Genomic DNA, 12,597 nt, shown 5'->3' on the forward strand with positions numbered 1-12,597 from the left:
GCTTCCACGGGGGCTAGCCAAGGCTTTGATGCCTGGAGTCCTTTTCCTCGTACATGCCGACGTCGCAGCGGTGCAGCCAGCTCTTCAGGGTGTCACCGTGCTGCGCACCGGCCACGCCCACACTCACGCTGACGCGCAGCCCCGGACGCAGACGGTCCCAGGGGTGGGTATCCACGGCATGCTGGATACGGTCTGCCAAGCCATGGGCCGCGGCCTCTTCCACATGCGAGAAGGCCACCACAAACTCATCACCCCCCAGCCGGACGGGCACATCGCCCTCCCGCACGAAGCTGCGCAGGATGTGGGCCAGCTCCTGCAAAACGGCGTCGCCCACCTGGTGGGAATACTGGTCGTTGATGCGCTTGAAATAGTCCACATCCACAAAGGCCATCGCCGGTGAATGGCCACGCTCCACGCTCTTGCAAAGCAGGTCGGGCACCATGCGCTCGAGGTGACGGCGGTTGAACAGGCCGGTGAGCGCGTCTTCCATGGCCAGTTGCTCCAGTTGCTGGGCCTGCTGGGCGAGGCGGCGCGCCGTGGCGCGGCTGGCGCGGGCCTGTAGCTGCCATTCAATGCGTTCTTCGCGCTGTTGCATGGCGGCACGGCGCAGGTCGTTCTCGCGCAGCTTGAGGGCACGCAACTGGGCCTGGGCAGCACGCTCCTTGCCTTGGGCGCTCAGGATCTGGGCCAGCAGCAGGTAGGCAATGCTAACCTTGTGTTCGTTGTCCACCGACATGGCCAGCTGCATCATGCGGTGGCAGTGGTATTCGGCCAGGGGCCAGTCCTGGGCCGCCCAGGCGATCTCGGCACGCAGCCAGAGTTCGATCAGGGTGACCGAGGGATTGGCGTCACCGCGCGTTTCGGCGGCCTGGGCAAAGTCGGCATGGCTTTGCGCCACCGCCAGATTGCCCAGCCAGCAGGCCTCGAAGCCATCATTGAGTCCCATGAGCGCCTGCGTCTTGAGCTGGGCGCCCTGAAACAGCAGCAGGTTGGCCGGCAACTGGACACTGCGCAGGCCAGCACGACGCAACTCGCCCAGACGGTCCAGGCTGGTGAATTGCCCCTGGTAGTAGCGGTCGTAAAAACAGCGGGCGACTTCCATGTCCCGCTGGTTCACGCGCGGCTGGTAGGCGTCCATCCAGTGGCCGTTGTCTTCCAGTATGGCAATGGCGCGCTGGAAGGCCAGGTCGGCCCGATCGAAGCTGCCACCATGGCCGTAGGCCATGCCCAGGTAGTTGTAGGACATGGCCAGCGTGAGGGCAGGCGCATCGGTATTGAGCTTGAGCCCCAGCAAGGCAGCTTCCACGCCCTCCTCACTGTGGCCCATGACGCCCAGCGTATGGGAGAGCGTGGCCAGGGCTTCCGCCTCGCCGCGCGGGTCTTCGCACATCTGGAACAGGGTGGCGGCGCGCTGGGCGGTCTCCTGAGCACGGCGGAAGCGGGACACCAGGCGATCGGCCTGCGCCAGCGCCAACAAGGCACGCGCCTCCGTGGGCAGATCCTGCGCCGTCTGGGCGCGGGACAGGGCGGACTTGGCCAGCACCAGGCTGTGCGCCACATCCCCATGCTTGAGCGCCAACTGGGCCTGATGCAGCATTTGCATCACAGGCACAAAGGGTTCGGGGGGCGCGTAGGCAAGCATGGGAGGGGTGGAAAAGTGCGCTGCAGGGTTTGAATCAGGAACGCCATCAGCGTAGTGGCAGCCCCATCCCATGTCACTCCCCCAAACGGGTGAATTTGCCCACCCAGGACCTGAAAATTCCTGAAGTCAGCCCGCCAGGGCCAGCGCCTTGACCTGCGCCCAGACGGGCTGCCCGGGCTGCAGGCCCAGCGCATGCACCGAGCGCCGCGTCACCCGCGCCAGCAAGCGCGTGGCGCCGCAGTCCAGCTGCACCAGCGCTTGGGCAGGGTGCACATCATCCGCAATCGCCCGCACGGTGCAGGGCAGCACGTTCTGAATGCTGGTCTGCGCCGGCGCCTGAGTGGTCAGGCTGACATCGCGCGCCAGCACGCGCAGCCGGGCCGCCCGGCCAAGGGGCAAGCCGCTGTGGGGCAGCCAGAGGCTGCCGCCATCAAAGTCCAGCCGGGCCAGATGCCAGCCGCTATCCACCTCGGCCACGCGTGCGTGCAGCAGCGCGCAGGCATCCTCACCCAGGCGGGCCGGGCCGTCGGCCTGCGCCAGTACCAGGGCCGCCGGGCCTTGCGCCCGCACCTGCCCGCGCTCCAGCACCACCAGGGTTTCGGCCAGGCGCACCACCTCGTCCATCGAATGGGTGACGTAGAGCATGGGGATATCCAGCTCATCCCGCAGGCGCTCCAACCAGGGCAGGATGTCCTGGCGCCGGGCCGGATCCAGCGAGGCCAGTGGCTCGTCGAGCAACAGCAGCTCGGGCTGGGTGGCCAGGGCACGGGCCATCGCCACGCGCTGGCGCTCCCCGCCCGACAGGGCCTGGGTACCGCGATCCAGCAGTGGCGCCAGACCCAGCAGCGCAATGGCCGCCTCCAGCGCCTGCGCTGACTGGGCCCGCTGTTTGGCGGGGCTGCGGCGCTGGGCGTACGCCAGATTGCCGCGCACGCTCAGGTGCGCGAACAGGCTGGCCTCCTGAAAAACATAGCCCAGCGGGCGCTTCCAGGTGGGCAGGTGGATTCCGCGCGCACTGTCCTGCCAGACCTCACCATGGATACAAACCTGCGCGTGGGCGGTTTTTTCCAGCCCGGCCACGCAGCGCAACACCGTGGTCTTGCCCGAGCCCGAGGCGCCGAACAGCACGGTGATACCACGCGCGGGCAGTGCCAGGTCCACATCCAGCGCGAAGGCCGGGCGCTGCAGCTGCAGGCGAATCTGGTGCAGTGTGCTGCTCATGGGCTCACCCTGGCGCCACGCGGGTTCAGAAAGCCCAACACCAGCAGCACTGCAAAAGAAAACACCACCATGCCGCCGGCCAACCAATGGGCCTGGGTGTACTGCAGGGCCTCGACATGGCCATAAATCTGGGTGGAGACCACGCGCGTCTGGTGCGGAATGTTGCCGCCCAGCATGAGTACCACACCGAACTCACCAATGGTGTGGGCGAAGGTCAGCACACCGGCGGTGAAGAAACCGGGGCGCGCCAGTGGCAAAGCCACGGTCAAAAAAGCGTCCAGCGGACTGGCTCGCAAGGTAGCCGCAACTTCCAGCGGGCGCTCGCCCATCGCCTCAAAAGCATGTTGCAGGGGCTGCACCGCAAAGGGCAACGAATACACCACCGAGCCCAGCACCAAGCCGCCAAAGGTAAAGGGCAACAGGCCCCAGCCCAGGCCTTGTGTCAGTTGCCCCAGTGGGCCATTCGGCCCCAAGCTCACCAGCAGATAGAAGCCCAACACAGTGGGCGGCAACACCAGTGGCAGCGCCACCAGCGCGCCAATGGGACGGCGCCAAACCGAGCGCGTGCGCGCCAGCCACCAGGCCAGTGGCGTGGCGAGCAGCAGCAGAACGACGGTGGTCACCGTAGCCAGCCGCAGCGTGAGCGCGATCGCGCCCCAGTCGTCAGCCGAGATGGGCATGCTTCAGGGCACCTCGTAGCCGTAACCGCGGATCAGGGTTTTGGTGGCGTCGCTGCGCAGGTAGGCCATAAAGGCCAGCGCAGCGGCGTTGTCCTTGGCTTTGGTCAGCACGATGGCGTCCTGCTTCAGGGCAGTGTGCATAGTGGCGGGCACCAACCAGGCCGAGCCTTCGGTGATCTTGCCGTCCTGCATGACCTGGGACAGCGCCACAAAGCCCAGCTGCGCATTGCCGGAGGCCACGAACTGGTGGGCCTGGCCAATGCTCTCGCCCTGCACCAGGCGGCCCTGCACCTTGGGCAGCACACCCAGCTTGGTCATCACTTCCAAGGCCGCAGCACCATAGGGCGCGACCTTGGGGTCGGCGATGGACAGGTGGTTGAAGGCGGTGCCCTGCAGCACGTCGCCCTTGTCGTCCACCAGACCGGCCTGGCGGCTCCACAGCACCAACCGGCCCGTGGCGTAGGTGAACTGGCTGGCGGCCACACCGGCGCCCTCTTGCGCCAGGCGGCGCGGGGTTTCGTCATCGGCCGAGAGCAGCACGCCAAACGGCGCACCGTTCTTGATCTGCGCATACAGCTTGCCGGTGGAACCCGCCACCATGGCGACCTTGTGGCCCGTGGCGGCGGCAAAGGCAGTGGCTATCTTCTGCGCCGGTGCGCTGAAATTGGCGGCCACCGCCACCGTCACTTCGTCGGCCTGCGCCGACAGGGCGAACAAGGCCAATACCCAACCCACGCACCGCACACCAGTTCGCATACCGATCTCGCTATTCCAAAAAGGGATAGCGTAGCATAGCCCCATGCCCAGCACTGCACCGCCCCCTGCCCTGCCCCTTGCAAATGCCCTTGGCCACGACGTGGCGGACAAGCGCCTCGACATCCTGCGCCGCATCGGCCAGGTCGGCTCCATCTCGGAGGCCGCGCGCGGCGCGGGCGTGAGCTACAAGGCGGCCTGGCAGGCCATCGACACGCTGACCAACCTGGCCGGCGCGCCGCTGGTGGAACGCACGGTGGGCGGTAGCGGCGGCGGTGGCGCGCTGCTCACCGCGACCGGCCGCCAGTTGCTGGAGGCTGCAGACACCTTGCAGACCCTGCGCACCCAGGCGCTGGAGCAAGTGGCACGCGGGGGCGGCAGCGCCGCGCCGCAACTGGCGGGGCTGGGGCTGCGCACCAGCATGCGCAACCAACTGCCCTGCCAGGTGCAGCGCCTGGTACGCGCCGGGCGCGCCACGCGTGTGCTGCTGACGCTGGCCGACGGCGGCACGCTGGCCGCACGCATCACGCGGGAGAGCGCGGAGCTGCTGGGTCTGCAGGCAGGCAGCCCGGTGCTAGCGCTGGCCAAGGCCATGGGCGTTGCGGTGCACGCCGCGCCGGCGGAGGCCAGCGCAGGCACCAACCGACTCGCCGGCACGGTGACCCGGGTGGCGCGTGCGGCCTCGGGGGACGAAGTAGTGATCCGCCTGGCGGGCGGCTTGCAGATGGTGGGCTTTGCTGCGCCGGGGGTGCACCTGCGGATGGGTGGGCCAGCGGTGGCGCTGGTGGATGAATCGGCCGTAGTGCTGGCCACCGCGGGCTGAGTCGCAGCCTCAAACCACTATCAATTCAGTAGCTGCTCGCGCAATATCCACGAGGGCTGGAAGCTATTTTCTTGCTTATCTGGCAGCGTACGCGGCTTGGGCGGCATCAATGAACCCGCTCACCAGACTCAGCTGCGACGGCACATTGAGCGCTGGCGCATGGCCGCAGCCCGGCACCTCCACCAGTTGCAAGCGCCCAGCGGCGCCGGGGCCACGGGTCTGCATGGCCTGCACCGTCTGCGGCAACACCAGGTCCGACTCGGCGCCCCGCAGACACAGCACAGGGATCTGCAGGCGGTCGTAGTGGTCCCAGATGCGATAGTCGTCGGGGTGCTCGGTGAACTGCTGCACCATGGACGGGTCGTAGTGCGGGGTCACACGGCCATCACTCAGGCGGCGGGTCGATGTTTCGGTCAGGCGGCGCCATTGCGCGTCGCTGAGCCAGCCGTAGGGCTGGTAGACCTGCCGAAAGAAGGCCTCCAACGCCTGCACCGTGTCAAACGCCGGCGGCTTGCCGGCATAGGCGCGGATGCGGTCCAGCGCGGAATTGGCCAGCTCAGGCGCGTTGTCGTTGAGCGTAAGACTGAGGATGCGGCCCTGCAACTGTGGCTCGAACAGGCCGCTGGCGCACACCGTGCCAATGGCGCCACCCATGGAGGTGCCAACCCAATGCGCCTGGTCGATCTTCAGCACGTCGAACAGGTCGGCCGCAATGCGCGCATAGAACTGCAAGCGGTATTCCTGCGCTGGCTGGCGGCTCCACTGGCTCAGGCCGCGGCCCAGGGTGTCGGGGCAGATGACGCGGTAGCGCGGGCTCAGGTGCTGGGCGAGCTCGTCCATGTCGCGGCCGGTACGCGCCAGGCCGTGCCAGGCGATGACCACGGGCGCGTCGGGCGCGCCCCATTCGGTGCAATGGATTTCATAGCCTGCGCACTGCAGGTAACGTGAGGTGGGCATGCCGCTGCTCATGACTTGCTCCCCAAGCTGGCAGCCCGCAAGCGCCCCACTACGCCAGTGGGAAAGTAATAAACCGACAACACAAACAGCACACCCAGCCAGAGCAACCAGCGGTCCGGCGAGAGCAACGCCGACAACCACGGCAAGCTGGCCGCAGCCTCGCTACCCACGCGCAGCAGGTCCTGCAGATAACTTTGCGCCACCAAGAACAACACGGCACCCACGATGGAGCCATACAACGTGCCCATGCCGCCGATGACGACGATGAGCAGCACGTCCATCATGATCTCGAAGGACAACGAGGTGTCGGGCCCGTTGTAACGCAACCAGAGCGCCAGCATGGCACCGGCCAATGTGGCGAACAAAGCCGACAGGATGCTGGAGATGGTGCGGTACACCACCACGCGGTAACCAATGGCCTCGGCGCGGAACTCGTTTTCTCGGATCGCCTGCAGCACGCGGCCGAAAGGCGAATTCACGATGCGCAGCAAGGCCAGGAACAGCACCATGGATACAGCGAACAACAGGTAGAAGCACAACAAGCGGCCATCCAGCGATGCGCCCAGGAACGGTGTCTCGCTGAACTCGAAGCTGGGCGACAGTACCGCCGGCACCTTGAAGGTCAGGCCGTCTTCGCCACCCGTGAACTCGTGCAGCTGCGAGGCCAGCGTGAGGAAGGCCGAGGCCACAGCCAGCGTGATCATGGCAAAGAAGATGGCCCGCACCCGCAGCGAGAACAGGCCAATGAGCCAGGCCAGCAGCAGCGATACGAGGAGCGCCCCGCCTACCCCCACACCCAGCGCACTCCAGGTGGCCCCCAGGCGCGTGGTGGCAATCGCAATGCCATAGGCACCGATGCCAAAGAACATGGTGTGGGCAAAGCTGACGATGCCGGTGTAGCCCAAGAGCAGGTCAAAGCTGGCCACCAGCACGATGAAGACCAACACCTTGGCCGCCACGTTCAGCGCCTTGACGCCGGGGAACAGGAAAGGCGTGAAGGCGAGCGCGAGCACCAGCACGGCCAGGATCAGCGCGAGCCAGCGGCTGCGCGGCAGGTCGTTGGAAAGAATGCGTGTGAACATGTCTGCGTCCTTACCGATTGGCGACCGGATACACGCCTTGTGGGCGCCACAAGAGAATGCCGACCATGAGCGCGATGTTGGAAAACAGCGCGACCTTCGGCAGCAAAAAACCGGTGTAGTTGGCCATCAACCCCACCAGCAAGGCACCGATAAGCGCGCCGCCCGTGGAGCCCAGGCCGCCGATGATGATGACGATGAAGATCAGCACATTGACCTGTGCACCCATTTGCGGCGTCACGGTCTGCTGGTACAGACCCCACATCACACCGCCCAGACCGGCCAGCGCACTGCCCACCACAAACACGCCCACGAACAGCCGCTTGATGCGGTAGCCCAGGCTCTCCACCATCTCGCGGTCCTGCACGCCGGCACGGATCAGCAGGCCAATCTTGGTACGGCCCAGCACCCAGGCCAGCGCGGCAAATACCAGCAGCCCCACCACCACGGCCATGAGGCGGTACTTCTCGATGGCCGCATCGCCCAGCAGTACCGCGCCGCGCATGCCCTCGGGCAACGGCAGCGCAACCTGCGCCGGGCCCCAGACCACCTTGATGAGTTCCTCACCAATGATCATGCCGCCCATGGTGATGAGGATTTGCTTCAGGTGCTGGCCATACACGGGCCGCACGATGAAGCGCTCGAACGCCAGGCCCAGCGCGCCTGCCACCGCCATGGCCACCAGCATGGCCGGGAACACGGCGACCAGGTTGCGCCAGAGCTCGGCCGAGCCGGTCCAGTCGCCCATGGCACCCATGACCGTGGTGGCCACAAAGGCGCCCAGTGCGATAAACACGCCATGGCCGAAGTTGAGCACGTCCATGAGGCCGAACACCAGCGTCAGGCCGGAGGCGATGATGAAGATAATCATGCCCATGGCCAGGCCTGCCACGGTCAACGTGAGCCAGGTGCTGGGGGCGCCTACCAGAGGCAAAGCAAGCAGCGCCAATAAGGGCACAAGTGCGAGTGGTTTCCAGTCGAAATCTTTTGTCATAGCGCCAACCCCAGCAGCGATTGCTGCAGTGCCTCGTCCTCGGCCAGCGCCTGCATGGCGCCCGTGTGCACCACGCGGCCATCGTCCATCACGGCCACATGGTCGCCCAGGCGTTTGGCGAAGCTGATGTTTTGTTCGACCAGCAAGATCGTGGTGCCGGTCTGCTTGAGCTGGGCGAACGCGTCGATCATGTTGTTGATGATGGCCGGCGCCAGGCCCTTGCTGGGCTCGTCCACGATGAGCAGCTGGCGCGGCTCGACGATGGCGCGCGCCACGGCCAGCATCTGTTTCTGCCCGCCCGAGAGCTTGCCGGCCGGGTGGTTCCAGAACTTCTCCACGGCGGGGAACAGCGAGAAGATCCACCTCAGGCGTTCGCCATCGATGTGCTGCGCGCGCTTGGCCTTGCGGGCCGCGAGCAGCATGTTTTCCTGCACTGTCAGGTCGGCAAAGATGCCCATGTTCTCGGGCACATAGGCAATGTCCAGGCCCGCAATCTGTGGCGTCTCGGCCGCCGTGATGTCTTTGCCATCAAACACCACACGGCCCTGGCTGGCGTGCCACAGGCCCATGATCGTGCGCAGCGTGGTGGTCTTGCCCGCACCGTTGCGGCCCAGCAGCATGGTGAGCTGGCCGCGCGGTACCTGAAGGTCTACGCCATGCAGGATGTGGTACGCGCCGATATGGGTGTGTACGCCTTCCAAAGTGAGAAGGTTGTCGCTCACGCGGCCTCCTTGTCGGCAGGGGCCACGCCCAGGTAAGCCTGTTGCACCACGGGAGAGGCAATCACCTCCGTCGGTTCACCATCGGCCACCAGCGTGCCGTTGTGCAGCACGATGATGCGATCCGCCAGTTCGCGCACCACGTCCATCTTGTGCTCCACCAGCAGGATGATTTTGGTCGGGTCGTTCTTCAGCATGCGGATCAGGTTCAGGATCACGGGCGCCTCGTCGGCACTCATGCCGGCGGTGGGTTCGTCGAACATATAGACATCGGGGTCCAGCGCCATCAGCAGCGCCACTTCGAGCTTGCGCTGGTCGCCATGCGGCAGGCTGGCCACGGTGGCGTCCTGCTTGTCGCGCAGGGCCACGGCCTGCAAAATTTCGAGTGCGCGCGTGGTCAGCGCGCGGTGGTCGCTCCAAATGCTCCATAGGTTCAGGCCGCGCAGGTGCTTGCCCTCTTTGGTCGCCTGCACGGCCAGGCGCACGTTCTCCAGCACGCTCAAGCTGGGAAACAGATTGGTAAGCTGAAACGCCCGCCCCAGCCCGGCCCGCGTGCGGGCCGAGGGACTCAGCGCAGACAGGTTGATGCCGTGCAGGTACACCCTGCCCTGCGTGGCCTGCAACTGGCCCGAGATCAGGTTGAAGTAGGTCGTCTTGCCCGCGCCATTGGGGCCGACGATGGCGGTCAATGTGCCAGGCAGGAAATTGCAGCTGACAGCATTCACCGCCACGTGGCCGCCAAAGCGGATCGTGAGGTCTTTGGTTTCAAGCATGGTGTCCCCGCGGTTCGGGGTGATAGAGAAGGCGGCACCGCTGAGGCGCCACCGGGACATCAACGGGTGTTGCGGATCGGCACGTTCATCTCATCCGCCTTGATTTCGCGGATCAGCTCGGGCACGCCCCAGGCAAATGCCGGGTCCACCTTGATTTTGAAGTGGTACATGCTCTGCATGGCCTGGTGGTCTTCCTTGCGGAAGGTCATCTTGCCCTTGGGCGTCTCGAAGCTCATGCCTTCCATGGTCTTGATCAGCGTGTTGGCGCTGGCATCGCCATTGGCATTCTTGAGGGCCGTCACCACCGCCATCGCGGCGGAAAAGCCACCAGCCGTGAAAAAGTCAGGCGGGGCCTTGAACTGGCTGTAGTGGCGTGCCACCAGGGCCTCGTTGACGGGGTTCTTGGGAATGCCGAAGTAGTAATAGGTGGCGCCTTCCATGCCCGGCAGGCTCTTGTAGGCCGCCATGGCGGGCAGGATGTTGCCGCCGGTAGCGATCTCGATGCCGTAGCGCTTGAGGTCCAGATCCACGATCTTGAAGGGGTTGCCCGCACCGGCCCAGAGGATCCAGATGATCTTGCGGCCGGGCTGGTCCTTGAGCTTCTCGATGAGGCGCTGTGCACCGGCCGTGAAGTCCGTGGTGGCGGCCGGCAGGTACTCCTCATGCACCAGCTTGCCCTTCTTGACGGAATCCTTGAAGGCCTTCACGCCGTCTTTGCCAAAGGCATTGTCCTGGGCCAGCGTGGCAATCGTCACGCCGGCCTTGTCGATGGCCACGGCGTTGGAGATCGCGTCCTGCGAACTGTTGCGCCCGGTGCGGAAGATGTACTTGTTCCACTTCTCGCCGGTAATGGAATCGGCCACGGCGGGCTCGACCAGCAGGATCTTCTTGTACTCCTCAGCCACCGGCAGCATGGCCAGCGCCACGCCCGATGCCGTGGGGCCCACAGCCAGATCGGCCTTGTCATCGGAATAGGCGGCGGCCAGGAGCGACTTGCCCAAGTCAGGCTTGCCCTGGTCATCCTTTTCGATCAGCACCAACTTCTTGCCCGCCACGGTCAGCGTGCCACCGGTTGCATAGTCCAGGCCCATGGCAAAGCCAATGGCGGTCTGCTTGCCATAGGCTTCGAGCGGACCGGTCTTGCTGTAGATATGGGCGATGCGGATTTCCTTGCTTTGCGCGAAGGCGGCGCCTGCCATCAGCGTGGCGCAGAGTCCGGCAGCGACGAGCGTGAGCCGGCCGGCCCAAGGGGCTTGGTGCATGTCTGTCTCCTGTTGTTGTGGTTTGACAGGCAGGCTTTTGCACAATATGTGCCAGAACGCAAGCGATTGATTTGATTAAAGAAATTGCCGAGCACCTGCTTGGCAGGTCTATGAATGTATAATTTCAATACACCTGAAATGTCCTAATTTCAGGCAATTGTATTTTTATCAGTCACATCGAGGCGTGCATACAGCGTGGCCCGCGAGATGCCCAGGGCCTTGGCCACGGCCACCTTGTTGCCACCCAGCGCCTGCATGGCCTGGGCAATGGCCTGAGCCTCCAGCGCGGCAATCTGCTCAGCCAGGGGCCGCACTTCGGGCGTTGCGGCCACCGGCGGCACGGGCGCCGCAGCCTGCAGAGGCTGCAGCCCCGCCTCGCCCAGCACCAGCGCAAACAGCTCGGCCTCCACGCGCGTGGACTCGCTGCGCATCACCGCCTGCTCCAGCACATTGCGCAGCTCACGGATATTGCCGCGCCAGGGCTGTGCCTCCAGCAACGCAATGGCACCGGGTGCGAGCTCGGGCGGCGGCAGACCGCTGCGCAGCGCCAGGTCTTCGCCCAGCACCTCCAGCAGGGCCGCAATATCGGCGCGCCGCTCGCGCAGCGGCGGCACGCGGATGGGCAGCACATTGAGGCGGTAGAACAAGTCCTCGCGGAAGGTGCCCGCGCGCACCAAGGCAGCGAGATCACGCGAGGTGGCGGCAATTACGCGCACATTGACGGGCAGCAATTTGTTCGAGCCCAGCGGCTCGATCTCGCTCTCCTGCAGGGCGCGCAGCAGCTTGCTCTGTAGGGCCTGCGGCATATCGCCAATTTCGTCGAGGAAGAGCGTGCCGCCATCGGCCAGACGGAACTTGCCGTCGCGCCCCTTGCGGTCCGCACCGGTGAAGGCGCCGGGCGCGTAGCCAAAAAACTCGGCCTCCAGCAGCGCTTCAGGCACGGCGGCGATGTTGACGCTGATGAACGGCCCACGTGCACGGCTGGAGGCGGCATGAATGGCGTGTGCCAGCAGTTCCTTGCCGGTCCCGGTCTCGCCCAACAGCAGCACCGGGCTACTGGAGAGCGCGGCGCGGCGCGCATGGCGCTTGACCTCCACCGCGGCCGGGCTCTGGCCCACAAAGCTGGCGAAGGTGTACTTGGACTGGCGCTGCCCCCTGGTCTGCAGGCGCTGGCTGGCCAGCTCGCGGCGGGCATCGTCCAAGTCCCGCTGCAGCAGCGAGAACTTTTCGATCAGCGGCTGCAGCGTGGTCTCGGCATGGTCGAACAGCACGATGCCCAAGGCGCCTATGACCTGGCCGGCCGCATCGCGCAGCGGAATGCGGCTGACCACAAAGGTGCCGGCGCGGTTGGTCAGCAGGTCGATGAGGATGGGCTTGCCCGTCTCCAGCACCTGGTGCATCTGCGTGTTGTGCACGACCATGGAGACCGGGTGGCCCACAAAGTCTTCCTCGCGCTCAAAGCCCAGCGCCGGCAGGAAGCGCTTGTACTGCTCGTTGATCCAGACCACGCGGGCCTGGCGGTCCACCAGCATCATGCCTTCACTGGCGCTGGAGAACAGCGCAAACATGGAGCGCGCCGCCAGCTCCAGAATGCTCTGGGCGTCGCGGGGCAGGGAGTCGTCGGGGGTGGCCATGGGCCTATGTTAACCGCGCAGGCTCTGCGCAAACAGCTATAAAAAAAGGAGCTGCTCGCG

The 12,597-nt window shown here is 65.6% G+C and carries 12 protein-coding genes; 1 reads left to right on the forward strand and 11 read right to left on the reverse strand.

The features are described from left to right. Positions 1–13: 13 nt before the first annotated feature. The 4 genes from AC1RNN_RS07205 to modA all read right to left on the reverse strand — a co-directional run bounded on the left by AC1RNN_RS07205 (position 14) and on the right by modA (position 4,299). Positions 14–1,642 (reverse strand): GGDEF domain-containing protein, encoded by a 1,629-nt coding sequence (locus tag AC1RNN_RS07205; RefSeq protein WP_493087422.1) that lies wholly within the window; start codon positions 1,640–1,642, stop codon positions 14–16. 126 nt (positions 1,643–1,768) lie between these two features. Beyond that, positions 1,769–2,863, reverse strand: coding sequence for a molybdenum ABC transporter ATP-binding protein (gene modC / locus AC1RNN_RS07210; RefSeq protein ID WP_493087420.1), 1,095 nt, complete (start codon positions 2,861–2,863; stop codon positions 1,769–1,771). Continuing rightward, positions 2,860–3,543, reverse strand: coding sequence for a molybdate ABC transporter permease subunit (modB, locus tag AC1RNN_RS07215; protein ID WP_493087419.1), 684 nt, complete (start codon positions 3,541–3,543; stop codon positions 2,860–2,862). The genes modC and modB overlap by 4 nt, the downstream gene beginning before the upstream one ends. Positions 3,544–3,546: 3 nt before the next feature. Continuing rightward, complete coding sequence (gene modA, locus AC1RNN_RS07220; RefSeq protein ID WP_493087417.1) at positions 3,547–4,299, reverse strand: molybdate ABC transporter substrate-binding protein; 753 nt, start codon at positions 4,297–4,299, stop codon at positions 3,547–3,549. A gap of 43 nt (positions 4,300–4,342) precedes the next feature. Between modA and AC1RNN_RS07225 the strand changes: the two genes are divergently transcribed. After that, on the forward strand, positions 4,343–5,119 hold the full coding sequence (locus AC1RNN_RS07225) for a TOBE domain-containing protein (protein ID WP_493087415.1): 777 nt from the start codon (positions 4,343–4,345) through the stop codon (positions 5,117–5,119). Between the two features lie 75 nt (positions 5,120–5,194). Here AC1RNN_RS07225 and AC1RNN_RS07230 read toward each other — a convergent pair whose 3' ends face one another. The 7 genes from AC1RNN_RS07230 to AC1RNN_RS07260 form a co-directional block, all read right to left on the reverse strand. After that, positions 5,195–6,076: an alpha/beta fold hydrolase gene (locus AC1RNN_RS07230; protein ID WP_493087413.1), complete on the reverse strand. Its 882-nt coding sequence runs from the start codon at positions 6,074–6,076 to the stop codon at positions 5,195–5,197. An 8-nt stretch (positions 6,077–6,084) separates the two neighbouring features. Next, the gene (locus AC1RNN_RS07235; protein WP_493087411.1) at positions 6,085–7,158 is read right to left on the reverse strand and encodes a branched-chain amino acid ABC transporter permease; all 1,074 of its coding nucleotides are present in this window, start codon (positions 7,156–7,158) and stop codon (positions 6,085–6,087) included. Between the two features lie 10 nt (positions 7,159–7,168). Continuing rightward, the gene (locus tag AC1RNN_RS07240) at positions 7,169–8,149 is read right to left on the reverse strand and encodes a branched-chain amino acid ABC transporter permease (RefSeq protein ID WP_493087409.1); all 981 of its coding nucleotides are present in this window, start codon (positions 8,147–8,149) and stop codon (positions 7,169–7,171) included. Then, entirely contained in the window at positions 8,146–8,871 is a 726-nt protein-coding gene (locus AC1RNN_RS07245; RefSeq protein WP_493087407.1) for an ABC transporter ATP-binding protein, read from the reverse strand. Before AC1RNN_RS07245 ends, AC1RNN_RS07240 begins: the two co-directional genes overlap by 4 nt. Beyond that, positions 8,868–9,641, reverse strand: a complete 774-nt coding sequence (locus AC1RNN_RS07250; protein WP_493087406.1) for an ABC transporter ATP-binding protein — start codon at positions 9,639–9,641, stop codon at positions 8,868–8,870. Before AC1RNN_RS07250 ends, AC1RNN_RS07245 begins: the two co-directional genes overlap by 4 nt. Before the next feature lie 59 nt (positions 9,642–9,700). Next, a complete protein-coding gene (locus tag AC1RNN_RS07255) occupies positions 9,701–10,840 on the reverse strand; it encodes a substrate-binding domain-containing protein (RefSeq protein ID WP_493088223.1) in 1,140 nt (379 codons plus the stop codon). 212 nt (positions 10,841–11,052) lie between these two features. Continuing rightward, positions 11,053–12,537, reverse strand: coding sequence for a sigma-54 interaction domain-containing protein (locus tag AC1RNN_RS07260; RefSeq protein WP_493087404.1), 1,485 nt, complete (start codon positions 12,535–12,537; stop codon positions 11,053–11,055). Between the last annotated feature and the right edge of the window lie 60 nt (positions 12,538–12,597).

The sequence above is a fragment of the Rhodoferax sp. GW822-FHT02D07 genome (genome assembly GCF_058802405.1).

Coding starts and splice junctions, on each gene's coding strand:
- AC1RNN_RS07205 (WP_493087422.1), bottom strand. CDS start 1,642: ATGCTTGCCTACGCGCCCCCCGAACCCTTTGTGCCTGTGATGCAAATG.
- modC (WP_493087420.1), bottom strand. CDS start 2,863: ATGAGCAGCACACTGCACCAGATTCGCCTGCAGCTGCAGCGCCCGGCC.
- modB (WP_493087419.1), bottom strand. CDS start 3,543: ATGCCCATCTCGGCTGACGACTGGGGCGCGATCGCGCTCACGCTGCGG.
- modA (WP_493087417.1), bottom strand. CDS start 4,299: ATGCGAACTGGTGTGCGGTGCGTGGGTTGGGTATTGGCCTTGTTCGCC.
- AC1RNN_RS07225 (WP_493087415.1), top strand. CDS start 4,343: ATGCCCAGCACTGCACCGCCCCCTGCCCTGCCCCTTGCAAATGCCCTT.
- AC1RNN_RS07230 (WP_493087413.1), bottom strand. CDS start 6,076: ATGCCCACCTCACGTTACCTGCAGTGCGCAGGCTATGAAATCCATTGC.
- AC1RNN_RS07235 (WP_493087411.1), bottom strand. CDS start 7,158: ATGTTCACACGCATTCTTTCCAACGACCTGCCGCGCAGCCGCTGGCTC.
- AC1RNN_RS07240 (WP_493087409.1), bottom strand. CDS start 8,149: ATGACAAAAGATTTCGACTGGAAACCACTCGCACTTGTGCCCTTATTG.
- AC1RNN_RS07250 (WP_493087406.1), bottom strand. CDS start 9,641: ATGCTTGAAACCAAAGACCTCACGATCCGCTTTGGCGGCCACGTGGCG.
- AC1RNN_RS07255 (WP_493088223.1), bottom strand. CDS start 10,840: ATGGCAGGCGCCGCCTTCGCGCAAAGCAAGGAAATCCGCATCGCCCAT.
- AC1RNN_RS07260 (WP_493087404.1), bottom strand. CDS start 12,537: ATGGCCACCCCCGACGACTCCCTGCCCCGCGACGCCCAGAGCATTCTG.